The sequence below is a fragment of the Microbulbifer bruguierae genome (genome assembly GCF_029869925.1).
GTDB classification, from domain to species: domain Bacteria; phylum Pseudomonadota; class Gammaproteobacteria; order Pseudomonadales; family Cellvibrionaceae; genus Microbulbifer; species Microbulbifer bruguierae.
Genome location: NZ_CP118605.1, coordinates 2,264,388 through 2,287,261, shown reverse-complemented (window position 1 = coordinate 2,287,261; position 22,874 = coordinate 2,264,388). Strand labels below are relative to the sequence as shown.

The window sequence follows — 22,874 nt, the reverse complement described above, 5'->3', positions numbered from 1 at the left end:
GGAATTACGGGTGCGCCTTTGGTTAGGAAAGACGGAGAAAAAGAAACCCGGACCGCGCAGAGAGTGCGCCTGGTCCGGGTTCCGGGAAGTTTAACAGACCGGTATAGGGTCTGTCAGAAGTGATCTGAAAAGTGGCTCGGGCTGAAAATCAGAACAGCACACGGCAGCGCAGGGTGCCGGGGATGTTCTTCAGTTTTTCCAGTGCCAGGTCCGAGTATTCCGCATCCACGTCAATCACTACATAGCCCACGGTCTCGTTGGTCTGCAGGTACTGGGCGGAAATGTTGATACCGTTTTCGGAGAACACCTGGTTAATCGCACCGAGTACGCCGGGCACATTCTTATGGATGTGCAGCAGGCGGTGGGCACCGGCGTGGCCTGGCAGCGCCACTTCCGGGATATTCACCGAGCTGGTGGTGGTGCCGTTGTCGGAGTAGAGCGCCAGCTTGTCCGACACTTCCACACCGATATTTTCCTGGGCTTCGACGGTAGAGCCGCCCACGTGGGGGGTGAGCAGGGCGTTGTCGAGCCCGCGCAGGGGCGACAGGAATTCGTCGTCGTTGCCGCGGGGCTCCACCGGGAATACGTCGATGGCGGTGCCCGCCAGGTGGCCACTCTTGAGCGCTTCTGCGAGCGGCTCGATTTCCACTACGGTACCGCGGGAAGCGTTGATCAGGATCGCGCCCTTCTTCATTTTCGCGATCTGATCGGCGCCGATCATCCACTTGGTGGAGGCCAGTTCCGGCACGTGCAGGGAGATCACGTCAGATTGCGCCAGCAGTTCATCCAGGCTATGTATCTGGGACGCGTTACCCAGGGGCAGCTTGGTGACCACGTCAAAGAAGACCACGCGCATGCCGATACCTTCTGCCAGTACCGAGGTCTGGGAACCGATGGCACCGTAGCCGATGATGCCGAGGGTCTTGCCGCGGGCTTCATAGGAACCCACGGCGGATTTCTGCCAGCCACCGCGGTGGCAGACCATATTTTTCTCGGGAATACCGCGCAGCAGCATGATGGCTTCGGCGATCACCAGCTCGGCTACGCTGCGGGTGTTGGAGTAGGGCGCATTGAACACTGCAATCCCCAGCTCGGTGGCCGCTTCCAGATCTACCTGATTGGTGCCGATGCAGAAACAGCCCGCGGCGATCAGCTTGGGGGCGTTTTCCAGAACCTTGCGGGTCAGTTGGGTGCGCGAGCGAATCCCGATAAAGTGGGCGTCGGCTATCTTCTCGATCAGCTGGTCTTCGGGCAGAGCGGTTTTGATGTACTCGACATTGGTGTAACCGCGGGAAGACAGCAGATCCACGGCGGACTGGTGAACACCTTCCAGCAGCAGAATACGGATTTTGTCTTTCTGAAGAGAAGTCTGTGGAGCCATAACGGGTCTCTTGGCCGTGCGCGATAATGCAATCATCGCAGCTGATTAGCTAAAAAGGGCGAAATGTCAGTTGGGCCCGCCGGGGACCCGGCGAGGGCGGCATCATAACACAAGGGCTTTATAAAGCTTTATACGCAATGTCTATCCTAGGTATCCAATCTGGTTATGTATAAGCATCAATACACCTGCAACTCCCCTGTGAACCTGCCCCTGGGCAAGATTGTGTGCGTGGGGCGCAACTACGCCGAGCACGCGGCGGAACTCAATAACCCGGTACCGGACGAGCCGCTACTGTTTATCAAGCCGGCTACCTCGGCGGTGCCCATGGCCGAGCCTGTCCACCTGCCGCGGGGGCGCGGCAGCTGCCATTTCGAGGGGGAGCTGGCGCTGTTGATCGGCCGTCCACTGAGCGGTGCCAATCCAGCGGAGGTGCCCGCTGCCATTGCCGGGTTGGGACTGGCGCTGGATCTGACCCTGCGCGACCTGCAATCGAACCTGAAAAAACAGGGGCAGCCGTGGGAAAAAGCCAAGGGCTTCGACGGCGCCTGCCCGCTGTCGCCGTTTGTGAAGCTGGACTGGCTGCCGGACTGGGACAACCTGAGCTACACCCTGTGGCTGAATGATGCGATCCGCCAGCGGGGAAAATCCAACCATATGCTGACACCGATCCTGGATCTGGTGGCCTATATCAGTGAGTATTTCACCTTGCTTCCGGGAGATGTGGTGCTGACCGGCACACCTGCGGGGGTAGGGGAATTGCGACCGGGCGACCAGCTGGCGATGGCGCTGGAGGAAGATTGGTTGCGCTGCGAAACCCGTATCGAGTGAGGAATGGGGGCTGGATGGGACTGGATAGAGGCTGGGGGGAATCCCCCAGCCCGGATCAAGGAGGGTGAACTTTTTTACTGGCGGCGGAAGCTCGCGATCTGAAATCGACGCGCGAACCCGAGTTGTTGGTACAACCCTTCCCCCATCTGCGAAGCCTGCAGGGTTACATAATGCGCGCCGGCTATTTGGCACTGTTCTAACAGCGATTGCATCAGCGCGCGGGCGATGCCGCGACCGCGGAAATCCGGCGGTACGCCAACCTGGTGAATGCCCACGATCTCACCGGCTTGAAACAGCAGCGCGGTGCCCGCCACAAACGATTTGGCCAGCCGTTACACACATAAAATTCGGGATATTCTGCCAGCGGCTCTGCGCCCATGGCGCGCCACAGCGAAGTCAGGTTGTGGATATTGCGCTGATCCAGTTCCTCACTGCTGAGTGAGGGGATGGCGCCCTGAGTCAAAATATTCAGCATGTGCTAGTCCCAGTTAATCAAGATGATTCCCGCCACCAGTGCGAGAACGCCCAGTCCGCGGGATTGGGTGATCGCGCGGGCGGGGAGGTCGAACCAGCCGAAATGACTGCAGAGCATGGCCACCAGAATTTGCCCGGTGAGGGCAAACGACATCATCTGCCCGACGCCCATTCGCGGGATCAGAAAGTAGAACATCCCCACACCGAACGCACTGAGGAATCCGCCGAACCACAGGTGAATGGGGACACCCTGAAACGCGGCCAGTGACAGCCCCTGCCGCGAGGTGGCAAATGTCGCAGCCAGTGCCACCAGGCCGCTGATGGCGAAGACGATGGCGGTGGCGAGCCATCCCATGTCACACCACCTGTAAAAAATCGCGTACAGGAATACGCACTTTGGGGAGACCGGCCTGGTCGTCTTCCGGGTGGCGGTAGCCCAGCGCACAAAGCGCGGTTGCGGTAAGTCCCCGTTCTGTTAATCCCAGCACCCGATCGAAACCCTCAGCTGCAAACCCGGTCATCGGGCAACTGTCAATTTGCAGGACGGCGGCGGCGGTGAGCGTGGTGCCCAGTGCAAGGAACACCTGTTCCCGGGCCCAGATGTGGCGCTCGTACGGTGTCATTTTCGCCAATACCGACTTCATATGCTTGGCGATACCCATCTGTGCTTTCAGTGAGAGATCACACGCTTCAGTGCGCTGGGAAATATAGCGATTGACCGTAGTTTCATCGCTGTTGGTTTCCGCAGCGAACACCAGCAGGTGTGAGCAATCCAATACTTTGTATTGCCCCATCGCGTGGGGCAGTAATTGTTCGCGCACTTTTCGCGAGTCGACCTGAATAATCCGGAATGGCTGTAAGCCGTAGGATGAGGCGCTCAAACGTGTGGCTTCAATCAGCTTCTCAACCACCTGCGATGGCAGTTGCTGTTCAGTAAACCGGCGTACCGCATAACGCCACTGTAGCGCGGATAAAAGTTGCATTGTTTTTCCCTGCACTTGCTCTGGAGGTGAGCCAACTCCCACTGAGTAAAGGCTCTTTGGAATGGCGGAGAGTTTAGGGTTCCCACAGGGCCAAAGCATTTACATAGGTTGATGTATCAGTGCTTCTTTCTTATCCGGCTGAGCTGTGTGGGCGTGATCCCCAGATGAGAGGCGATATGGTATTGCGGCAGGCGGGCTGCCAGCTTGGGGAAATCTCGTAAAAATTGCTGATAGCGGGCGCCGGCGTCTTCCTGCACCAGTGCCACTTCGCGGGCGTCTTTGTTTAGCCGCCAGTGTTTTTCGAGCTACTGGATGTGATACCGCTTGAGGTCGTCAAACGTATTGAGTAGTTGACGGTACCCCTGATGATCAATTTCGATGATGATGGAATCTTCCAGTGCGTCGATCGTGAACCTCGATGGCTCGCCCTTGAGTAGCGCGGCCATGGCGCCGGGAAAGCGGCCTTCGGGGAAAAAATTTTTGTTGTACTCATTGCCTCTTTCGTCCATCACGTAGATCCGGAACAGTCCGCGATAGACATAGGAAAATGTCGTTGGCACTTCGCCCGCGGAATACAGCGGAACACCTTTTTCGATCTCGCGGCAGCGGCAAATACTGCGGAAGGCTTCCCAGGTACAGTTGCTCAATGGGTAATAGGAATTCAGTGTTTTGCGCAGTGACGCAAAGGCGGTATTTATCAGCTGGGGTGGCAAACCGGGCATACGGAGTTTTTCAGCTTGTGCGGACAAGGGGGGCAATCAGAAGAATGAAAAAATCGGGAATGGGTAGCGAGGCTATAACGAAAGGAATCCAGGGAAGCTCGGTCTCAGTGCAGTAACACTGAGACCGGTCTCCGAATTCGACACACCGATGGGCCAAGCGGTGCGCTGCGTTTTCTCCAGAATAATATGAATTACCGGTTAAATCCGATAGCTCACCGAGGTCATTGCCTTGGACACCAGGGTCATCAGCCCTTTCACCGGCCCGGGGAAACGCGCTCCGCCGGCATCCAGTGCTGCGTGCTGGTGTTTGGCTTCGTCGACCAGCATCTGCTCCACCACCGCGCGGCTTTTTTCATCCTGAGCGGGCAGTTTCTGCAAATGGCTCTGCAGATGTTTGCACACCTGTTCCTCGGTGGCGGCAACAAAGCCGAGGCTGACTTTGTCACTGATCTTGCCGGCGGCAGCGCCGATACCGAAGGAGAGGCCATACCACAGGGGGTTGAGCAGGCTGGGGCGGCTGTCCAGTTCCTGCAGGCGCTGTTCGCACCAGGCCAGGTGGTCGATCTCTTCGTCCGCGGCGTGCTCCATCTCTGCACGTACCTGGGGCAATTTCGCGGTCAGCGCCTGCCCCTGGTACAGCGCCTGGGCGCACACTTCGCCGCTGTGATTTACCCGCATCAGGCCGGCGGCGTGCCGGCGCTCGCTGTCGGACAGCTCCGCGGCGTCCACCGCTTTCGCAGGGGAGGGGCGCTCGTGGCAGGGCGAGCCGGGGCTCAGGGTGCGCAGGGCGCGATCCGCCTGCAATAGCAGGCGGTCGAGTCCGGTGAGTTGGCGTTGGCTGCTCATCTGGGAATTCCTCAAAAGCCGACTATTTGAAGGTAATCAGGCCTCAGCGGACTGCTCCCGCTCTACCGCTCGGTAGCCGATGTCCTTGCGGTGGAAAGTACCTTCCCAGTAGATCTTGCTGGCGCATTCATAGGCATTCTGCTGGGCTTCGGCCACGGTGTCACCGAGCGCGGTGGCGCAGAGCACGCGGCCGCCGCTGGTCACAACGCGCTCGCCATCCAGGGCGGTGCCGGCATGGAAGATTTTCGCGTTTTCACTATCCGCCTTGTCGAGGCCGGAGATGGCGTCGCCCTTGCGGTAGCTGCCGGGGTAACCGTGGGCGGCCAGAACTACGCCCAGTGCCGGGCGGGAGTCCCATTCCGCGGTCACCTGGTCCAGGCGCTTCTCGACCGCGGCCATGCACAGTTCCACCAGATCGGATTTGAGGCGCATCATGATCGGCTGGGTTTCCGGGTCACCGAAGCGGCAGTTGTACTCGATGACCTTGGGCGCACCCTCTTCGTTGATCATGAGGCCGGCATACAGGAATCCGGTGTAGGGCATGCCCTCGGAGGCCAAGCCTTGGACGGTGGGCTCGATGACTTCCTTCATGGCGCGCTCGTACACATCCGGGGTGACTACCGGTGCCGGGGAGTAGGCGCCCATGCCGCCGGTGTTGGGGCCGGTGTCGCCGTCGCCAACGCGTTTGTGGTCCTGGCTGGTGGCCATCGGCAGGATGTGTTCGCCGTCCACCATGACGATGAAGCTGGCTTCCTCGCCGGTCAGGAACTCTTCGATGACCACACGGCAGCCGGCGTCGCCGAAGGCGTTGCCGCTGAGCATGTCGCGCACGGCGAGTTCAGCCTGCTCTACGGTTTCGGCGACGATGACGCCTTTACCAGCGGCGAGGCCGTCGGCCTTGACCACGATCGGGGCGCCCTGGGCGCGGATGTATTCGATCGCCGGTTCGATTTCCGTGAAGTTCTGGTAGGCGGCGGTGGGGATGGCGTGGCGCTCGAGGAATTCTTTGGTGAAGGCTTTGGAGCCTTCGAGCTGGGCGGCGGCTTTTTCCGGGCCGAAGATGTTGTGGCCGCGGGCGTTGAAGAAGTCGACGATGCCGTCCACCAGCGGGGCTTCGGGGCCGACAATGGTGAGGGTGATGTCTTTTTCTTCGACCAGGTCGGACAGCGCGGAGAAGTTGTCGGTGCCGATGTTGACGTTCTGGAGTTTGGGTTCGCGGGCGGTGCCGGCGTTGCCCGGTGCGACGAAGACGGTGTCTACGGCGGGGTTTTGTGCGACCTTCCAGGCCAGTGCGTGTTCGCGGCCACCAGAGCCGATTACCAGGATATTCATTCTTGAGTTTCCCCGTGCCTGTTATTTAGGTGGGCTAGTTTAGCATTCTTAATCTGTCGGGCAGGTGACGGAGTGATGGCAGGGTGTTGCTTTGCCAGCTCCGTGGCGGGCCAGGTACCGGAACCCATTCGCGAGACACGCCGTCAACCCATCCCTGGGGGCTTGTCGAAAAGGTCCCTCTTTTCGACAGTCTCGCGAATGGGTTCCGGTACCAGACCCTTCGCATCCGGGCTTAGTCGTGCCCGGAAAGCTTCGCAAAAGATCAGTGACGGAAGTGACGCATACCGGTAAACACCATCGCCATACCGTGCTCGTCGGCCGCGGCGATGACTTCGTCGTCGCGCATGGAGCCACCGGGCTGGATGACGGCGCTGATGCCCACTTTGGCGGCGTTGTCGATGCCGTCGCGGAAGGGGAAGAAGGCGTCAGAGGCCATGACCGCGCCTTTCACTTCGAGGCCTGCGTGTTCGGCCTTGATGGCGGCGATGCGCGCGGAGTTGACGCGGCTCATCTGGCCGGCGCCAACACCGATGGTGCGACCGTCTTTGGCGTAGATGATGGCGTTGGATTTAACCATCTTGGCAACTTTCCAGGCGAACAGCAGTTCGTCCAGTTGCTCGTCGGACGGCTGTACCTTGGTGACCACTTTCAGGTCTTCCTTGGCAACCATGCCGTTGTCTTTTTCCTGGATCAGCAGGCCGCCGGTTACGCGCTTGTAGTCAAATGCGGCAGGGCGTTCGCTGCCCCATTCGCCGCACTCCAGCAGGCGCACGTTCTGCTTGGCGGAAACCGCTTTCGCTGCACCTTCGGAAACCTTGGGTGCGATGATCACTTCGGAGAACTGCTTGTCGACGATCAGCTGGGCGGTTTCGGCATCCAGCTCGCGGTTGAAGGCGATGATGCCGCCGAACGCGGATTCCGGGTCGGTGGCGAAGGCCAGTTCGTAGGCGGTCTTGATGTCCGCGGCTACGGCTACACCACAGGGGTTGGCGTGTTTGACGATGACGCAGGCGGGCTCGTCAAACAGTTTTACGGTTTCCAGGGCGGCGTCGGTGTCGGCGACGTTGTTGAAGGAGAGTTCCTTGCCCTGCAGCTGGGTGGCGGTGGACACGGAGGCTTCCTCGGCGTCGGCTTCCACGTAAAAGGCTGCTTTCTGGTGCGGGTTCTCGCCGTAGCGCATGTCCTGGGCTTTTTCGAACTGTACGTTAAAGGTGTTGGGGAATTCGCGAGCAACGTTTTCGGTGTTACGGGCGCCGAAGTGGTTGGCGATCATGCCGTCGTACTGGGCGGTGTGCTCGAAGGCCTGCACCATCAGGTCGTAGCGGGTTGCGTAGCCCAGCTGACCGTCGTTGGCTTTCATTTCTTCAATCACGGTGTCGTAGCTGTGGGCGTTGACCACGATGGCGACGTCTTTGTGGTTCTTGGCGGCGGAGCGGACCATCGTGGGGCCGCCGATGTCGATGTTCTCAATCGCAGTGGGCAGGTCGCAGTTGGGGTCGGCGACGGTGGCCTTGAAGGGGTAGAGGTTGACCACGACCATGTCGATCGGCTTGATGCCGTGTTCATCCATCACCGCATCGTCTTGGCCGCGGCGGCCGAGGATACCGCCGTGCACTTTCGGGTGCAGGGTTTTGACGCGACCGTCCATCATTTCCGGGAAGCCGGTGTAATCGGAAACTTCCACGACCGGGATACCGGCTTCGCCCAGCTGGCGGTAGGTGCCGCCGGTGGAGAGGATCTCCACGCCCTGGGCGGCGAGTTCGCGGGCAAATTCTACAATGCCGGTTTTATCGGAAACGCTGATCAGCGCGCGGCGAATGGCCACCTTGTCAGTCATATCGCATCGTCCATCTGAAGTGAAAAAATAAGCAAGAGCGGCACACGGATGTGCCGCCGCGGCCTAAGGCCGGCGCGAGCCCGCGAAGCCCAAGAAGATTCACACATCTGCGCTGGGTTTCGCGGGCGAAGATGAAATGAATCAGGGATGATTCATTTCATCGTAAGTAGAAAGTAGCGAGGGGGGATGGGCTGTGCCCATCCCCCCTCGTCGAATTTTTACCGCCCTGACGTCACTGTCTGAGGCGGTGGGCCGCCTTACAGCAGACCGTAGCGCTTGAGCTTCTTGCGCAGGGTACCCCGGTTGAGGCCCAGCAGCTGTGCGGCGCGGGTCTGGTTGTGGCGGGTGTGTTTCATCACCACTTCCAGCATCGGCGCCTCGATCTCGGACAGCACCATGTCGTACACGTCGGTCACCATCTGACCGTCGAGGTGACGGAAATAGTTTTCCATCGCCTGTTCAACCGCATCGCGTAATGCCTGCGGTTGTTGTAGTTGAGTCTGGCCCCCGGTGGATACCGCATCGCCGGTATCCGGAATCAGTGCTTCGTTATTCATGCCGCTTTTGCCCCTCTAGTTATTCGGCGTTCAAACCACTCACGAACGCTGGCATGTTGTGCTTCTGCGCAATCCAGTCGGTTGAAGGTCTTGCGAAAGTCCTCGCCATCGGCGAGTGTTTTCACGTACCAACCCACATGTTTACGGGCGATACGTACCCCCATAACCCCACCGTAGAAACGGTGTAATTCACTCAGGTGAGTGATCAAAATATCCCTGATTTCTTCCAGTGAGGGCTCCGGTAGCCGCTCCCCCGTTGCGAGGTAGTGGGCGATCTCCCGGAAAATCCATGGACGTCCCTGAGCCGCACGGCCAATCATGACCGCCGAGGCGCCGGTGTAGTCCAACACCATGCGGGCCTTTTCAGCGCCGGTAATGTCGCCGTTGGCAAAGACAGGAATCTTTACCGCAGACACAATCTCGGCAATGGTATCGAATTCGGCCTGACCATGGTAGCCACAGGCGCGGGTGCGTCCGTGAACTGCCAGGGCTGAGATGCCGAGATCCTCGGCCAGTTTGGCCACCGTCACGCCGTTGCGGGAATCCGGACACCAGCCAGTGCGAATTTTCAGCGTCACTGGTACTGAGACGGATTGCACCACCGCTTCGAGGATGTCGGCGACCAGTTTTTCGTCCCGCAGCAGGGCGGAGCCCGCTGCTTTTTTGCACACCTTTTTCGCCGGACAGCCCATGTTGATATCAATGATCTGGGCGCCGCGGCGGACATTTTCCCGCGCGGCTTCCGCCATCATCCCCGGGTCGCCACCGGCGATCTGTACGGAAATGGGGCCGGCTTCACCACTGTGATTCAGGCGCATCTTTGATTTGCGACTGTCCCACAGGCTGGTATCCGAGGTGACCATTTCTGACACCACCAGACCCGCACCGAGATCCCGGCACAGTTGGCGGAAAGGGCGGTCGGTCACCCCGGCCATGGGGGCCAGAATAACGGGCGCACCAATCGCGTAGGGGCCAATGGCAAAGTTGCTGGGTACTGCCGTGGGCAACGGTGCCTCCCGCGGGGATTGGTATTGGGTTCGGTGTCAAAAGAGCGGCTTATGATAGCGGCTGCCTGCCCCGTGGAAAAGCGAAAAAGCGCGCAAATTGTTCGATGGCTGGCCGTTTAGGGTGAAGATTGTGCAACAAATTGTAGCAATTGGCGCCAGGCTCTCGGGAAAGCTCTTATTGCTGTGCGATACGCAGTTCGTAATTCACCGCCTCGGCGCCCGGGTCCACGATATCGAGGGCTATATGCACGGGGCTGCCGGTGGGCATCAGTTTGCGTCCCGCGAGCTCGCCCTTGAGGTAGTCCCCGGGGGTAAAGCGGCGACTGGCGACCGGCGCATTTTTCAGGTCGGTAAAACGCAGCTGTAGCGCCGGGAAGGGCTGATCGAATGGAGCCCGGTTCAGGAGTATGGCCTCGACCGCCAGCGCCCCGGGGGTCTGTGGATGGCTGCGCACGACCAGGTTTGAAGTGTAAATGGCTCCAATGTCCACCTGGGCGGGTAAGGTGCAGCCGGCGATGGGGCAAATCCGGGCATAGATATCGCGCCACGGGTCGCGCTTGCTGAGGGAGTCGAAGCGGAAATAGGCCGTTTGCGCGGCCAATCCCAGCATGAGCACCACGACCCCGAGAGTCCACAGCCAGCCGGAAATCCGGTTGTGGGTTTTTGGCTGCCAGCTGACCTCCAGTGGTGCCGGGCCAATGGCTGATATCAGTTGATCCCGGGGTAGCAGGGGGGCAGCGTCCCGCTGGCTGGCGTCGATATGGTCGTCTGCCAGGTCCGGGGGAGTGTAGTTGCGGGTATTTTCGAATCCGCTGTCTGCGGCGAAAGAGGGGCCATCGTGCTCAACGAGGTCTTCATCCTGTTTCAGTACGGCGTCGAGGCCGTCGTCGAGGTCATCATCGGCGAACAGGTCTTCCTCTGGTCGGGGGCGTACGCGGTCTCGATCTATGCCACTGGATTCTTCGCGGGCGATTTCTTCGGCCCAGGGGGAGTCGCTGGCGGCCTCGATATCGTCCTTGAGGTTCAGTGGCTCCTCGTCGCTACTGCTATCGATTTCCTGCCACTGATGTTCTCCAAAGGCATCGTCAATCAGCGGGTTTTGCCGGGGTTCGCGAGTTTCTGCCGGTTTTTCCGCGGCCTTTTCCTTTCTGGCCCGGGGCAGCTCATCCGCTTCGTCGCTGAGGTCGTCACCGTCCAGTTCTATGTCGTCGTGGATGAGGAAATCGTCGTCTTCGAGTAGCTCGTCGATGGCCTTCTTGCTGGCCGGCTGTGGGTCATCCTCGTTGAACACGATATTTTCATCGGCGCGGAATACCTGCAGGCAGGATCCACAGCGCACGGCGCCTCGGGCGGCGCGCAATTGCTGTTCGCTGACGTGGAATGAAGTGCTGCAGTGGGGACAGCGAGTGACCAGTTGCGTCATGGAATTCGACAATTATTGCTTTGGCGGGAAAGTTTATCAGCCCTGTGGCCCCGCGCGTAGTGCCGAGGCCACAGGGTTGGCGCTTAGCGGCAGCGGGTGCCGCTCACACGCACCCATCCATCCTTCTCGCCGTCCGGGTCAAAGTCGACCCACTGGCTGTAAGCCGCTTTCACCTTCTCTGCCTGACTCGAAAGTATGCCGGACAGACAGATGCGCCCCCCGATGCGGGTTCGCTCCATCAGTTGCGGGGCCAGCTCCACCAGTGGGCCGGCGAGGATGTTGGCAAGCATGACGTCGGCGCTGGCTTCGCTGGCGGGCGGGGTTTTTTCTGGCAGGTAAACCGGGAATCTGTCTGGATCTATACCGTTGCGCTGGGCATTGTCACGGCTGGCGATCAGCGCCTGGGGGTCGATATCGGTACCCAGAGCACTTTGGGCGCCGAGCAGCAGTGCGGCGATACCGAGAATACCGGAGCCGCAGCCGTAGTCGATAGCAGCTTTGCCGGTTACCGGCTCACTGGCGAGCCACTGCAGGCACAGGAAGGTGGTGGGATGGGTGCCGGTGCCGAAGGCGAGGCCGGGGTCAAGCAGCAGGTTGACCGCCTGGGGCTCCGGTGGCTCGCACCAGCTGGGGCAGATCCAGAGATTGTCTGCGCACTGGATGGGCTTGTAGTGGCTCATCCACTCCCGCTCCCAGTCCTTGTCTTCGAGTTGCTCCCAGCGGGCATTGGGCAGCAGCTCACATAGATAGGAGGCGGCCTTGGCTTCGGTGACGCTGGTATCGATTTCGGCGTCGAACAGGCCGGTCACCAGGGTTTCGTCCCACAGGGGTGTTTCACCGAGGCCCGGTTCGAGAATGGGTTGGTCGGCATTGTCCTGCAGGGTGACGGAGACGGCGCCGGCGAACAGCAGGGCGTTTTCGATTTTTTCTGCCTGTTCGCGGTTGGTGTTTATGCGTAGTTGGAGCCAGGGCATGTAGTTTGGTCCGGGTATTGGTGGTCTTTGGGGGTACCTGGGAAGTTCGTGGCGGTTGCGATGCCGAAGACCTTGCGAGACACGAGCTAGGCGCTCCCCCTTAACCCATCCATGGGGGCTCTGCATCGCCATCCCTGGCAGTGAAGGTCTCGCCAGGTCTTACCGGTACCGCAGCCTTCATCTGAAAGGTCGATGCACTCTAGTAGTGAAGGTAGCTAACAGAGTAAGAAAGGCGGGGGAGAAGGCAAAGTGCCGGGCATTCGTTTTTGAAAGCGTCGCAAACAGGGATGTTTGCGACGCAGCGTACAGGGATGTATTCACAGCGGTTTCAAAAACGAATGCCTGGTGCTTTGCCGCCACAAAACCTGCTTAGTCGGTTCTGTGGCTGGGCTGGCACGAGGGTTACTCCAGCCCCAGTTTCTTCTCGAGGTAGTGGATATTCACCCCACCTTTGGCAAAGGCCTCGTCCCGCACCAGCTGCTCCTGCAGCGGGATATTGGTCTTGATCCCGGTGATGATCATCTCGCTCAGGGCAACGCGCATGCGCGCAAGCGCGGTTTCACGGTCTTCGGCGTGGGTGATGATCTTGGCAATCATGGAATCGTAGTTGGCCGGTACCGTGTAGCCAGAGTAGAGGTGGGAGTCCACCCGCACACCGAGACCACCGGGAGCATGGAAGGATTCCACTTTGCCAGGGCTGGGGAAGAAAGTCTTCGGGTCTTCCGCGTTGATCCGGCACTCGAAGGAGTGGCCGGTGATTTTGATGTCTTCCTGTTTGAACGACAGCTTCTCGCCCGCGCAGACGCGAATCTGCTCCTTGATCAGGTCCACACCCGTCACCATTTCGGAGACCGGATGTTCCACCTGGATACGGGTGTTCATCTCAATAAAGTAGAAGCGTTCATCTTCATACAGGAACTCGAAGGTCCCGGCACCGCGATAGCCGATGTCGATACAGGCCTGCACACAGGAGTCCTGTACTTCCTTGCGCACCTTGTCCGGAATGCCCGGGGCCGGAGCTTCTTCGAGTACTTTCTGGTGGCGGCGCTGGAGGGAGCAGTCGCGATCGCCGAAGTGCACCGCATTGCCCTGGCCGTCGGACATCACCTGGATTTCCACGTGACGCGGATTCTGCAGGAACTTTTCCATGTACACGGTGCTGTCGCCGAAGGCTGCACCGGCCTCGGACTTGGTCACAGAAATGGAGTTGAGCAGCGCGCCTTCACTGTGAACCACGCGCATACCGCGTCCACCGCCGCCAGCAGCTGCCTTGATGATTACCGGGAAACCGATCTTGCGCGCGATTTCCAGGCATTTGTCGCCGTCAGCGGGCAGTGGACCGTCGGAGCCGGGTACCGTGGGTACCCCAGCCTTCTTCATTGCGGCAATGGCAGACACCTTGTCTCCCATCAAGCGGATCACATCGGCATCCGGGCCGATAAAGGTAAAGCCGCTCTTCTGTACCTGTTCGGCAAAATCGGCGTTCTCCGCCAGAAAGCCGTAACCCGGGTGCACTGCGACCGAATCGGTGATTTCCATCGCGGCGATAATCGCCGGGATATTGAGGTAGCTCTTTGGTGATGGATTGGGGCCGATGCATACGGCCTCGTCCGCCAGGCGTACGTGTTTCAAGTCGCGGTCAATCTGGGAGTGCACCGCAACGGTGGAGATACCCATCTCTTTACATGCGCGCAGTACACGCAGGGCAATTTCGCCGCGATTGGCGATCAGTATTTTTTCAAACATGCGCAAGCACCCCCGCTCAGGAAATGGTGACGAGCGGCTGGTCGTACTCTACCGGTTGACCGTCTTCCACCAGGATGGAGGCGATGGTGCCGGATTTGTCGGCCTCGATCTGGTTCATCATCTTCATCGCTTCAACGATGCAAATAACGTCGCCTGCCTTCACCTGCTGGCCGACTTTCACAAACGGCTCAGCATCGGGGCTCGGGGCCGCGTAGAAAGTACCTACCATCGGGGATTTTACCGGGTGGCCGGTGAGCGCTGGTACGGATTCCCCCTGGGGCTCCGCCGGTGCGGCCGCAGGCGCCGGAGCCGGTGCAGCTACCGGGGCCATCGGTGCCGCCATTGGGAACATCTGTGGCATCTGGATGGACGCGCCACCCACGCCACGGCTGATGCGCACGGACTCTTCCCCTTCTTTGATTTCCAGCTCGCCGATATCGGACTCTTCGAGCAGCTCAATCAGTTTTTTAATTTTGCGGATATCCATAACAGTGTCACTCTCGATCGCGTGTATACAGGGTCGCCGGTACGCAACCGGCAATTGAAAATTTGATTCAAAGTTGTTTCAGCGCCGCCGCCACCGCCAGTTCGTAGCTGTGCGCTCCAAGTCCGCAGATAACCCCTTTGGCCAAATCCGACAGATAGGAGTGGTGGCGAAAGGTTTCGCGGGCGTGGGGATTGGAGAGGTGGACCTCGATAAACGGTATCGCAACCCCTGCCAGGGCATCGCGCAGGGCAACACTGGTGTGAGTAAAGGCAGCGGGGTTGATAACGATGAAGTCCACTTTGTCGGCGAAGGCCCGGTGGATGCGTTCTACCAGTTCCGCCTCGCTGTTGCTCTGAAAACAGTCGAAACCACAGTCGGCGGCCGCGCACTGGGTGCGTGCGGCATCGTTGATCTGGGCGAGGGTGGTGGAGCCGTAGATGTGCGGCTCGCGAATGCCCAGCAGGTTCAGATTGGGGCCGTGAAGCAGGAGCAGTTCAGCCATTCTGTGCCTCAGAAAAAACGCGCGAAACTGTGACTAAAATCGGTAAAAAGTCATGCATCTTGCTGGCAAACAGCGTCAACCAGCGGAAATGCTGAAATTGGTCGCGAGTTTGCCGCAAAAGTGACCCCTTGTCCATGCCTCAAAGTTGTAAATAGAGAAGTTGTGCGCAGTTCGCCGAAATTCCCGACCAGTTTAGCGCAAAGTTTCGTTGCTGTTGGCGGGTTCGCCCGTTGGAATGGCCACAAAGGCCATTCGCCGGAGTGGTTACAGGCAGTTGTTGAGTGGGGTGAGCGCGGCGGCGGTCAGGACTCTTCTCCGGCCAGGGCCTCGCGGCCTGCAGCGCCGTGCATTGCCGCGAGCAGGCCGTCACGGGTGAGGATCTGCGGAAGAATCTGCGGCTCGCCACCGCCTGCCGGGTACAACAGGTACAGCGGGACACTGGAGCGGCCGTAGCGGGACAGCAATTCGGTTATTTGCGGATCCTGGTTGGTCCAGTCGCCTTTCAGTGCGGTGATTCCCAGATCGCTGACCGCGGTGCTGACCGCATCGCTGGAAAGCACAATTTTTTCATTGGCGAGGCAAGTGATACACCAGGCCGCTGTCATGTTAATCAGTACCGGTCGCCCCTCGCTGCGCGCGGTTTGCAGTGCTTCCGGCGAGTAGGTTTGCCAGTAACCACTATTGAGGGACTGTGTCAGCTGACGGTCGCTGCTCAGATTCGGAAGTACCAGCGCGGCAGCGGCGATTGCGGTTATGGCAATTGCGCCCCGTGCCCGGCGGCCGGAGACGGGCGTCGCGTGCGGACGCGGCCAGATCCAGAGGGCGAACGCGATCGCCACGGCGCCGGCAACCACCAGCGCGACACTGTCGCTGCCAGCCTGCCGCCCCAGAACCCACAGCAGCCACACCGCGGTGAGGTACATGGGGAAAGCCAGCAGTTGTTTAAGGGTTTCCATCCAGGGGCCCGGGCGCGGCAGGCGCCGGGCAAGTGCAGGAATATGAGTAAGCAGCAGGAAGGGCGCGGCCATGCCGGCACCCAGTGCGGCAAATACCGCCAGTGCTACCGGAGCCGATTGGGTGACCGCAAAGCCGAGGGCGGATCCCATCATGGGGGCGGTGCAGGGGCTGGCAACTACAGTGGCGAGCGCGCCGGTGCTGAAGGAGCCGCCGAGTCCTTTTTGCTGACTGCCGGCACCGAGTCCCATCAGGCGACCGCCGAGCTCGGTCAGCCCGGAGAGACTGAGGCCCATGGCGAAAAACAGGTAGATCAGCAAGGTGACGACCACCGGTGATTGCAGCTGGAAGCCCCAGCCCACCGACTCGCCGGCGCCGCGCAGGGCCAGCATGACGGCAGCGATCAGAACGAATGTAGCAACCACGCCGGCGGTGTAAGCCCAGCCGTGGAGTGCAGGGCGGTCGCCGCCCTGGGTAATGGCCAGGGCTTTGATCGACAGGACCGGAAACACGCACGGCATCAGATTGAGTATCAGGCCGCCGCCAAAGGCCAGGGCAATGGCCAGCAGCAGGCCGCCAATACCGGCGCTGCCGGTGGGGCGGAACATGCTTTTGGAGGCGCCGTCGGCAGGTGAGGCGAATGTGCCGGGTGCGCGGGGGCTGGGTTCAGTGGGCTCGGCGCTGCGCTGCGCCAGGTTGAGGTTGAAATGGCGGGTCTGGGGTGGATAGCAGAGGCCGGCGTCGGCGCAACCCTGGTAGTGAATCTGGATCTGGGCGTTACCACTGGTGGGCAGCGCCAGTGGCATCTCCAGTTGCCAGCGGTAGACCTCGGTTTCTTTTTCGAAATAGTCATCCCAGATTACCTCGCCCTGCTCCAGTGTCAGCGGCAGTGATTTTTTGCTATCGCCATCCACCAGGTACAGGGCGAGCTTGTCACGGTACAGGTAGTATTCAGGTGCGATCTGGAATAATGCACTGGCGCCGTCATCCGTAAACAGGAAGTCCAGCCGGTACGCCTGATCCACCGGCAGGAAGTCCTGCTGGTTGCCCGCGAGACCGGCAAGGCCGCCACCGGAGTTGGCGTCCAGGCCTGGGATCTGTGCCCGGCTCTGGCTCGGCGCAAGGGTGAGGGCTGCGAGCAGGGTGATGCACAGCATGGCCAGTACGCTGGGCAAGGTGGCGCTATTTTTTGCACACAGGCCGGATTTCTTCACAGTCATTGGCAATAAAGTTCTTTATAGTCAGGCAGGATTGGACTGAAATTACAGCTCGCCGTTCCGCGAGTCATTGCGGTCAACGCTTGTGGCTCGAGGCTGACGCCTGCGTTGGCGAAGGCGCAGTATAGCGGCGGCCAAGGATCAAAAAAACAACAGTCAGGCGTAACAGTGACCTGCGTCTGAAACAGCATGAACAGATAAATGGGGATGTGGATGGCCCGCAACAGACTGGCCCTGATGATTTTGGCTGCGGCAGCGTTGGCCGGTTGCGGCTCAACACCGCCGGAGCCCCCACCTCAGCCTGCGCCTGTAGCGGTTGCGCCGCCTGGGCCTACTAAGGAAGAAATCCGTCAGCGGGCGGTGCAGCACTTTCTGCAGCGTGCGGAAGATGCCCAGCGCGAGGGCTTCCTGACCATGCCCGCTGGCGCCAGTGCCTATGATTTTTACCTCCAGGTGCGCCAGCTGGATCCCGGCAATACCCGGGCCCAGGCTGGGATTCAGACGGTGGTTATGCAGCTGGTGGCGCAGGCGCGGGACGCGCTGCGCCAGCGGTCGTTCGGACGGGTCAACAGTCTGTTGAATACGGCGGAAGAGATTGCCCCAGGCAACCCTCTCGCGCAGGAGGTGCGCACGCAGTTGCAGAAGGAGCAGCGCCGGGCGCAACAGGACGTGACTCTGGAGGGCGCCGCCGCACAGGCGGTGTTATTACCGCCGGCAGAGCTTTCTGCCCAGTCGGATTCCATGGTTGTGATGCTGGCGGCGGTTGCCGAGCGCATCCGCGAGCATGAGCTGCGAGTGGTGATTGTCGCCCGTACTGATACCGAGGGTCGTTGGGTATACAGTCAGCTGCGTCAGGCCGTTCCCGGCTATCGGGTGCGGGGAGATATAAAACTGGGTAGCCCGCCGCGCCTGTTGTTGCAAAAAACACAATAAACCTGCCGATGACCGGAGTGAATAATGAAAATCAATCTGGTAGCGATACAGCGCTGTCTGCTGGGGCTCGCTCTGCTGGCCTTGCCGGTAGCGGCGGTAACCACAGATAAAGCCTATTCGAGCGCGCTCGCGCAGCAACTTGAAGTCACTGGCTACGCCCGTGAAATGCCACCGGGCGCCGTGATGGGCGCGGCCTATGTCTCTCTGCGGGACTTGTCCGGCAGCGCGAGGGTGTTGGCGCAGGTGGAGTTGCCAGCGCATCCCCAGGCCAGTGTTGCCATGCACACCACCGCAGAGGTGGAAGGCGTGAGCCGCATGCGACCGCTCGAGAATATTACCCTGCCCGGCAACGGCACGGTTGAAATGCGCCCCGGAGCGACCCATCTGATGGTTCGCGGTGTGGCGCTGAAGGCGGGGGAGTCCTTGCCGTTGCGGCTGGTGTTCGCGGACGGCTCCATGCATGAGCTGGTTTTGCCGATTCGCGGTATGCAGGAGAGAGCTGACACTCGTAAACCGGCTGCGGAGCACAGTGACCACCAGCACCACTCACACCATCATGGCGAGTGATATGACAGGTGACGGAGTGAACGAATCGCCGTCTGTGTGTTCTCTGATTTTGCCCCTGCGGGCACCGAATTGATTGCAAAGATAATTGGAGGGGGATCATGAAAAAACTGAAGGTATTTTTGTTGGCGGGCTGTGCTGCTCTGTTGGCTGCCTGTGCCCATAGTCCTGTACAGGTGGTGGTCCAGCCGCAGGTACAGGTGGCGCCGGACAATATTGGCGCTGGTTATACCGTGACAACCCGCGGGGTCAATCAACTGGCCGGTGGTGGTCTGGGTTCGCTTGGAGGAATTTATGCGGATTCATCCAATGTCACCCTGGCAAACAATATCGAAGATTCCATGGCGCAGGCTCTGAGTCAGGGGTTTGAGTCCTGGTCTTTCCGCAGTGTGGGCGGACCCGCGGACGTACAGGTGGTGGCCAATCTCACCGCCCTCAGTTACGACAGTCCCAACACGCTGTATACCACTAAAGTTGACTCTGGTGCCTCGATCCAGCTGCAGGTGAGTGTGAAAGGTGCTGTTTTTTACGGCAACTACAGTACAAGCGGTAAGGATCGCAACCTGATCAAACCCAGTCGGGAAGAAGTGGAGGCGACCGTGAACCGGTTGCTGAGTGCCACTCTGCAGCGGGCATTTGAAGATGAAAAACTGAAGTCTTTTCTGCGCCAGCATCTGTAACTTCGCGTCAGTATTTGTAATTCTGCGTGAGCCTTTGTCATAGTGGCCGGGTAATACCGGGCGGCGAGCCCCTGCCGGCCTACCTGAACGCGATTTGCGCGCCTGTGAATCACTTCACAAATACCGGCCGGGGTTAGCGGAAGGTTTTGGCGCCGGCAGATATGCCGGTATGATTTTCGCCCGGCATTCAGCTGGCTTACGGATTCATAACACGACGGGATGCCATTGACCGAGTTTACGCCCAAACAAGTCGCCTATTATGGCCAGCTCCAAGACGCTGCCCCGGATGTATTATCCGACGGGCGCCTGAGTCTGGCTGCCGCGGAGCTGGCTCTGGGCGAGGTGGCGGACGGTGTCGTGGTGACGGACTGTAGTGGTCGTATTTGTTACAGCAATCCGCTGATGAGCGAGTTGTGCGGCAACGTTGTCGGGCTGTTGCCGGGACAGATGTTGCGGGAGAGTCTGCCACTCTATGACGATGCCGGCGCGCCGCTGGAACTGGATTTGTCTGTGTCAGCATCCGCCAATCAGGAAATTCCCGAGCGGCGTGAAATGCGCGCGAACATCCGTCGCGAAGACGGCGTGTTACTGGAAGTGAGTGTCCAGATCAACTGTTTGCGGGACGGGATCAATCTGGATGGGTTTGTCCTGATACTGCGCCACACCTCGGAGGCGCGCAGAATTTCCTCACGCCTTAGCTGGCAAAGCAGCCACGACGTGCTGACCCGTCTCCCCAATCGCCAGACCTTCGAGCTGGCGCTGCAGCAGCTGCTCAACAGTGAGGCTGATCCTCTTCAGCACCATATATTGCTGTACCTCGATGTTTATCAGTTCAAAATCGTTAACGATACTCTGGGTTACAGTGCCGGTGATGCGTTACTGGTTGCGCTGGCAAAAATCCTGAGCTGCTGCCTGGGTCAGGGGGACCTGCTGGGGCGTGTCGGCAGTGATGAGTTTGCGTTGCTGTTGAAAGACTGCACGCTGGAGGAGGCGAAGCGGATAGTCACCCGGCTGCGGGAAGCGGTGAACGGGTTTGTGTTTCGCTGGGAAGACAGTGAAACACGGCCGGCGCTGTCCATCGGTGCGGTGAGTGTCGACCGCCGCGCACCACCGGCGAGCCAGTTGCTGGCTTCAGCCAACGATGCCTGCGGCGCGGCGAGGGACCAGGGGCGCAACCGGGTGAAGTTTTTCGGGGATTCCCGCAAGGCGCTGGAAAAACGCCGTGAGAGTACCTGGCTGACGGAAATTCATGCGGCTATTCGCGAAGACCGTCTGCTGTTATACCGCCAGCCGGTGGTGGCGTTGCGGGACAAAAACCGGGTGCACCATTACGAGGTGCTGGTGAGGATGCTGGGCCGCGATGGCGATGTGATTTCCCCGGGCCTGTTTCTGCCGGCCGCGGAGCGTTACGGCATGATCGATGAGGTGGATCGCTGGGTGATCCACAATATCTTCCGCTACATGGCGCTGGAACAGAGCAGTGGTTCCGGCGGCTTTCACTACGCGATCAATATTTCCGGTATCAGTCTCGGCGATGAACAGTTTGCGGATTTTGTGTTGCGTGAATTGACCGAGGCGGGTGTAGCGCCCTCGCGGGTACAGTTTGAAATCACCGAGACCAGTGCGATCAATAATCTGGATCGGGCACTGGTTTTTATCCACAAGCTGCGCGCAGCCGGTTGCAGCTTCGCACTGGATGATTTTGGTCGCGGGGCCTCTTCGCTGGCTTACCTGCGTCAGTTGCCGGTGGATTATTTGAAAATCGACGGTTCCTTTGTGCGCAATATGCTCGATGATGAAATCGACAGTGCCATGGTCAGTACCATCGATCACCTGGCCAAGCGCATGGGTATCTGTACGATCGCGGAATTTGCCGAGACGCCGGAGCTGTTGGAAAAGTTGCGGATTATGGGGGTGGATTTCGCCCAGGGGTTTGGTATCGCGGCGGCGTCCTGTCTGCCGGAGATCAGCGGGCCCAGACCCTCGCCATCATCGGTGAACTAATAGCTTGGCCGACAGCTCGGGGTACTTGGTGGATCTTAAGCTGGACGGTCGGCGACAGATCACTGGGTATCGCTTTTCGAAACCGCTGTGAATACATCCCTGTTGCCGACGCTTTCGAAAAGAGATACCCAGTGCTCTGCCTTCGCATCAGAGTCTTCGGCTCCGTAAGCTTGCTGGTTTTTAATCTATATTTTCCTTAATTACGCATTCGCCGTCTGCGCCAGCAGTTCCTTGTGCTGCTCCGGGCGCAACCTGGGTCCATACTGGCTCACTACCTGAGCTGCGGCGCGGCAGGCCAGTTCGCCAGCTTCCGCGAAACTCATCCCCCGATTGATGCCATAGAGGAAAGCGCCCGCGAACATGTCGCCGGCGCCGTTGGTGTCGATGGCCTTTACTTTGGGAGTGGCGACCCGGTATTCATTGTCGCCGTCCCACAGCAGCGCACCGTCGGCACCGAGGGTGATGGCGAAGGCGCGGCAGTGGTTGCGCAGGTCTTTGGCGGCCTGTTGCAGGGAATCGGTGCCGCAGAATTTCAAGGCCTCGTCGCGGTTGCAGAACAGCAGGTCGACGCTGTTGCCGATCATTTCTTTCAGGCCGTCGTGGAACAGTTGCACCATCATGGGGTCGGAGAGGCTCAGGGCGGTTTTTACGCCGTTGATCTCTGCCTGTTCGCGCAGGGCGATGGCGGCAGCTCGACCGGTGGGGGAGGAAACCAGATAGCCTTCGATATAGGTCCAGCGAGACTGGTTCAGTGCCTGATGGTCCAGTTCTGTGGTGGATAGTTCGGCGCTGATGCCGAGATAGGTATTCATGCTGCGCTCGGCATCCGGGGTAATCAGTACCAGGCATTTGCCGGTGGTGCCAGGGTCGGCGCTGTGCAGTACTTGTGGATAATCCACACCGGCGGCCGCGAGGTTGTTGCGGTAGAAGTCGCCGTTGTCATCTGCGGCGACCTTGCAGGAGTAGAAGCTGTTCAGGCCAAAATAGCTGGCAGCGATAATGGTGTTGGCACCGGATCCGCCGCAGGCGTGGCTGGCCGTGACCAGGTGGTCTTTAAGGTCTCCCACCAACTGCTGCTGGCGTTCATCATCCACAAGGGTCATGACCCCTTTGTCGACGCCCAGGGACTGCAGGTCGCTGTCGGTCACTTCAATTTCCGTATCGAGCAGGGCGGCGCCGATGCCGTAGAGGTCGTAATGGTGCATAAGTATTCCGTCGCAGTTGAGATTGCCGTTAGCGCAGGTCCCGCACTGCGGGCGCTGAACGCATTATGGCGGCGGTCGGGCTGAGTGCAAGTATTGGGCACTGGTCGGAAGATCACTCGCCGGATTTGACTTGTGCCGCACCGACTTTATAAATGCCGGCTATAACAGCTCTAGCTGTGACCGCTGGCCCTTATACAACGCGAAGAGTTTATCTGTAT

The 22,874-nt window shown here is 59.7% G+C and carries 24 protein-coding genes; 5 read left to right on the top strand and 19 right to left on the bottom strand.

Annotated elements, in window-relative coordinates; all coding sequences use genetic code 11:
• Positions 1 to 148 precede the first annotated feature (148 nt).
• Positions 149 to 1,381 carry a phosphoglycerate dehydrogenase gene (gene serA / locus PVT68_RS09545; protein ID WP_280317499.1) on the bottom strand — a complete coding sequence of 411 codons (1,233 nt, stop codon included), beginning with the start codon at positions 1,379 to 1,381 and terminating at the stop codon, positions 149 to 151.
• Between the two features lie 165 nt (positions 1,382 to 1,546).
• On the opposite strand from serA, the gene PVT68_RS09540 reads away from it, so the two are divergent.
• Positions 1,547 to 2,209 carry a fumarylacetoacetate hydrolase family protein gene (locus PVT68_RS09540; RefSeq protein WP_280317498.1) on the top strand — a complete coding sequence of 221 codons (663 nt, stop codon included), beginning with the start codon at positions 1,547 to 1,549 and terminating at the stop codon, positions 2,207 to 2,209.
• Between the two features lie 74 nt (positions 2,210 to 2,283).
• On the opposite strand, the gene PVT68_RS18410 is transcribed toward PVT68_RS09540, so the two are convergent.
• The 17 genes from PVT68_RS18410 to PVT68_RS09460 form a co-directional block, all read right to left on the bottom strand.
• Positions 2,284 to 2,484 carry a GNAT family N-acetyltransferase gene (locus tag PVT68_RS18410; RefSeq protein ID WP_407666147.1) on the bottom strand — a complete coding sequence of 67 codons (201 nt, stop codon included), beginning with the start codon at positions 2,482 to 2,484 and terminating at the stop codon, positions 2,284 to 2,286.
• A complete protein-coding gene (locus tag PVT68_RS09535; RefSeq protein ID WP_280317496.1) occupies positions 2,421 to 2,684 on the bottom strand; it encodes a hypothetical protein in 264 nt (87 codons plus the stop codon). Before PVT68_RS09535 ends, PVT68_RS18410 begins: the two co-directional genes overlap by 64 nt.
• Positions 2,685 to 2,687: 3 nt before the next feature.
• On the bottom strand, positions 2,688 to 3,038 hold the full coding sequence (locus PVT68_RS09530) for a DMT family transporter (protein WP_280317494.1): 351 nt from the start codon (positions 3,036 to 3,038) through the stop codon (positions 2,688 to 2,690).
• A gap of 1 nt (position 3,039) precedes the next feature.
• Positions 3,040 to 3,666, bottom strand: coding sequence for an NAD(P)H-dependent oxidoreductase (locus tag PVT68_RS09525; protein WP_280317493.1), 627 nt, complete (start codon positions 3,664 to 3,666; stop codon positions 3,040 to 3,042).
• A 116-nt stretch (positions 3,667 to 3,782) separates the two neighbouring features.
• The gene (locus PVT68_RS09520; RefSeq protein ID WP_280317492.1) at positions 3,783 to 3,923 is read right to left on the bottom strand and encodes a cyclic nucleotide-binding domain-containing protein; all 141 of its coding nucleotides are present in this window, start codon (positions 3,921 to 3,923) and stop codon (positions 3,783 to 3,785) included.
• A 48-nt stretch (positions 3,924 to 3,971) separates the two neighbouring features.
• Positions 3,972 to 4,388 (bottom strand): Crp/Fnr family transcriptional regulator, encoded by a 417-nt coding sequence (locus tag PVT68_RS09515; protein WP_280317491.1) that lies wholly within the window; start codon positions 4,386 to 4,388, stop codon positions 3,972 to 3,974.
• 198 nt (positions 4,389 to 4,586) lie between these two features.
• Entirely contained in the window at positions 4,587 to 5,234 is a 648-nt protein-coding gene (gene coq7, locus PVT68_RS09510) for a 2-polyprenyl-3-methyl-6-methoxy-1,4-benzoquinone monooxygenase (protein ID WP_280317490.1), read from the bottom strand.
• Positions 5,235 to 5,270: 36 nt separating this feature from the next.
• On the bottom strand, positions 5,271 to 6,566 hold the full coding sequence (gene purD / locus PVT68_RS09505) for a phosphoribosylamine--glycine ligase (protein ID WP_280317489.1): 1,296 nt from the start codon (positions 6,564 to 6,566) through the stop codon (positions 5,271 to 5,273).
• A gap of 262 nt (positions 6,567 to 6,828) precedes the next feature.
• A complete protein-coding gene (gene purH / locus PVT68_RS09500) occupies positions 6,829 to 8,403 on the bottom strand; it encodes a bifunctional phosphoribosylaminoimidazolecarboxamide formyltransferase/IMP cyclohydrolase (protein ID WP_280317488.1) in 1,575 nt (524 codons plus the stop codon).
• A gap of 257 nt (positions 8,404 to 8,660) precedes the next feature.
• Positions 8,661 to 8,960 (bottom strand): DNA-binding transcriptional regulator Fis, encoded by a 300-nt coding sequence (fis, locus tag PVT68_RS09495; RefSeq protein WP_280317487.1) that lies wholly within the window; start codon positions 8,958 to 8,960, stop codon positions 8,661 to 8,663.
• Positions 8,957 to 9,967 (bottom strand): tRNA dihydrouridine synthase DusB, encoded by a 1,011-nt coding sequence (dusB, locus tag PVT68_RS09490; RefSeq protein WP_407666087.1) that lies wholly within the window; start codon positions 9,965 to 9,967, stop codon positions 8,957 to 8,959. The genes fis and dusB overlap by 4 nt, the downstream gene beginning before the upstream one ends.
• Before the next feature lie 175 nt (positions 9,968 to 10,142).
• Positions 10,143 to 11,390 carry a DUF3426 domain-containing protein gene (locus PVT68_RS09485; protein WP_280317485.1) on the bottom strand — a complete coding sequence of 416 codons (1,248 nt, stop codon included), beginning with the start codon at positions 11,388 to 11,390 and terminating at the stop codon, positions 10,143 to 10,145.
• Positions 11,391 to 11,473: 83 nt separating this feature from the next.
• Positions 11,474 to 12,364 carry a 50S ribosomal protein L11 methyltransferase gene (gene prmA, locus PVT68_RS09480; protein ID WP_280317483.1) on the bottom strand — a complete coding sequence of 297 codons (891 nt, stop codon included), beginning with the start codon at positions 12,362 to 12,364 and terminating at the stop codon, positions 11,474 to 11,476.
• Positions 12,365 to 12,766: 402 nt separating this feature from the next.
• A complete protein-coding gene (gene accC, locus PVT68_RS09475; RefSeq protein ID WP_280317481.1) occupies positions 12,767 to 14,110 on the bottom strand; it encodes an acetyl-CoA carboxylase biotin carboxylase subunit in 1,344 nt (447 codons plus the stop codon).
• Between the two features lie 16 nt (positions 14,111 to 14,126).
• Entirely contained in the window at positions 14,127 to 14,597 is a 471-nt protein-coding gene (gene accB / locus PVT68_RS09470) for an acetyl-CoA carboxylase biotin carboxyl carrier protein (RefSeq protein ID WP_280317479.1), read from the bottom strand.
• Positions 14,598 to 14,664: 67 nt separating this feature from the next.
• A complete protein-coding gene (gene aroQ / locus PVT68_RS09465) occupies positions 14,665 to 15,099 on the bottom strand; it encodes a type II 3-dehydroquinate dehydratase (RefSeq protein WP_280317477.1) in 435 nt (144 codons plus the stop codon).
• Between the two features lie 302 nt (positions 15,100 to 15,401).
• On the bottom strand, positions 15,402 to 17,273 hold the full coding sequence (locus PVT68_RS09460; RefSeq protein ID WP_280317475.1) for a protein-disulfide reductase DsbD family protein: 1,872 nt from the start codon (positions 17,271 to 17,273) through the stop codon (positions 15,402 to 15,404).
• A gap of 210 nt (positions 17,274 to 17,483) precedes the next feature.
• Between PVT68_RS09460 and PVT68_RS09455 the strand changes: the two genes are divergently transcribed.
• The 4 genes from PVT68_RS09455 (at position 17,484) to PVT68_RS09440 (ending at position 21,451) form a co-directional block, all read left to right on the top strand.
• A complete protein-coding gene (locus tag PVT68_RS09455; RefSeq protein WP_280317473.1) occupies positions 17,484 to 18,203 on the top strand; it encodes an N-acetylglucosaminyltransferase in 720 nt (239 codons plus the stop codon).
• Positions 18,204 to 18,227: 24 nt separating this feature from the next.
• Positions 18,228 to 18,770: a copper chaperone PCu(A)C gene (locus PVT68_RS09450; protein ID WP_280317471.1), complete on the top strand. Its 543-nt coding sequence runs from the start codon at positions 18,228 to 18,230 to the stop codon at positions 18,768 to 18,770.
• 98 nt (positions 18,771 to 18,868) lie between these two features.
• Entirely contained in the window at positions 18,869 to 19,447 is a 579-nt protein-coding gene (locus PVT68_RS09445; protein ID WP_280317469.1) for a YajG family lipoprotein, read from the top strand.
• Between the two features lie 219 nt (positions 19,448 to 19,666).
• Entirely contained in the window at positions 19,667 to 21,451 is a 1,785-nt protein-coding gene (locus PVT68_RS09440) for an EAL domain-containing protein (RefSeq protein WP_407666086.1), read from the top strand.
• A gap of 200 nt (positions 21,452 to 21,651) precedes the next feature.
• Here the strand turns inward: PVT68_RS09440 and PVT68_RS09435 are convergent, their stop codons facing one another.
• The gene (locus PVT68_RS09435) at positions 21,652 to 22,656 is read right to left on the bottom strand and encodes an adenosine kinase (RefSeq protein ID WP_280317465.1); all 1,005 of its coding nucleotides are present in this window, start codon (positions 22,654 to 22,656) and stop codon (positions 21,652 to 21,654) included.
• Positions 22,657 to 22,874: the final 218 nt, after the last annotated feature.

What these genes read in the sequence shown, in the direction of transcription:
- PVT68_RS09455 (WP_280317473.1), top strand. Translation starts at nt 17,484, where the DNA reads ATGGCCCGCAACAGACTGGCCCTGATGATTTTGGCTGCGGCAGCGTTG.
- PVT68_RS09435 (WP_280317465.1), bottom strand. Translation starts at nt 22,656, where the DNA reads ATGCACCATTACGACCTCTACGGCATCGGCGCCGCCCTGCTCGATACG.
- PVT68_RS09440 (WP_407666086.1), top strand. Translation starts at nt 19,667, where the DNA reads ATGCCATTGACCGAGTTTACGCCCAAACAAGTCGCCTATTATGGCCAG.
- PVT68_RS09515 (WP_280317491.1), bottom strand. Translation starts at nt 4,388, where the DNA reads ATGCCCGGTTTGCCACCCCAGCTGATAAATACCGCCTTTGCGTCACTG.
- aroQ (WP_280317477.1), bottom strand. Translation starts at nt 15,099, where the DNA reads ATGGCTGAACTGCTCCTGCTTCACGGCCCCAATCTGAACCTGCTGGGC.
- PVT68_RS09460 (WP_280317475.1), bottom strand. Translation starts at nt 17,273, where the DNA reads ATGACTGTGAAGAAATCCGGCCTGTGTGCAAAAAATAGCGCCACCTTG.
- PVT68_RS09525 (WP_280317493.1), bottom strand. Translation starts at nt 3,666, where the DNA reads ATGCAACTTTTATCCGCGCTACAGTGGCGTTATGCGGTACGCCGGTTT.
- PVT68_RS09450 (WP_280317471.1), top strand. Translation starts at nt 18,228, where the DNA reads ATGAAAATCAATCTGGTAGCGATACAGCGCTGTCTGCTGGGGCTCGCT.
- PVT68_RS09530 (WP_280317494.1), bottom strand. Translation starts at nt 3,038, where the DNA reads ATGGGATGGCTCGCCACCGCCATCGTCTTCGCCATCAGCGGCCTGGTG.
- purH (WP_280317488.1), bottom strand. Translation starts at nt 8,403, where the DNA reads ATGACTGACAAGGTGGCCATTCGCCGCGCGCTGATCAGCGTTTCCGAT.
- accC (WP_280317481.1), bottom strand. Translation starts at nt 14,110, where the DNA reads ATGTTTGAAAAAATACTGATCGCCAATCGCGGCGAAATTGCCCTGCGT.
- PVT68_RS09445 (WP_280317469.1), top strand. Translation starts at nt 18,869, where the DNA reads ATGAAAAAACTGAAGGTATTTTTGTTGGCGGGCTGTGCTGCTCTGTTG.
- accB (WP_280317479.1), bottom strand. Translation starts at nt 14,597, where the DNA reads ATGGATATCCGCAAAATTAAAAAACTGATTGAGCTGCTCGAAGAGTCC.
- prmA (WP_280317483.1), bottom strand. Translation starts at nt 12,364, where the DNA reads ATGCCCTGGCTCCAACTACGCATAAACACCAACCGCGAACAGGCAGAA.
- coq7 (WP_280317490.1), bottom strand. Translation starts at nt 5,234, where the DNA reads ATGAGCAGCCAACGCCAACTCACCGGACTCGACCGCCTGCTATTGCAG.
- PVT68_RS09535 (WP_280317496.1), bottom strand. Translation starts at nt 2,684, where the DNA reads ATGCTGAATATTTTGACTCAGGGCGCCATCCCCTCACTCAGCAGTGAG.
- purD (WP_280317489.1), bottom strand. Translation starts at nt 6,566, where the DNA reads ATGAATATCCTGGTAATCGGCTCTGGTGGCCGCGAACACGCACTGGCC.
- PVT68_RS09540 (WP_280317498.1), top strand. Translation starts at nt 1,547, where the DNA reads ATGTATAAGCATCAATACACCTGCAACTCCCCTGTGAACCTGCCCCTG.
- PVT68_RS09485 (WP_280317485.1), bottom strand. Translation starts at nt 11,390, where the DNA reads ATGACGCAACTGGTCACTCGCTGTCCCCACTGCAGCACTTCATTCCAC.
- fis (WP_280317487.1), bottom strand. Translation starts at nt 8,960, where the DNA reads ATGAATAACGAAGCACTGATTCCGGATACCGGCGATGCGGTATCCACC.
- serA (WP_280317499.1), bottom strand. Translation starts at nt 1,381, where the DNA reads ATGGCTCCACAGACTTCTCTTCAGAAAGACAAAATCCGTATTCTGCTG.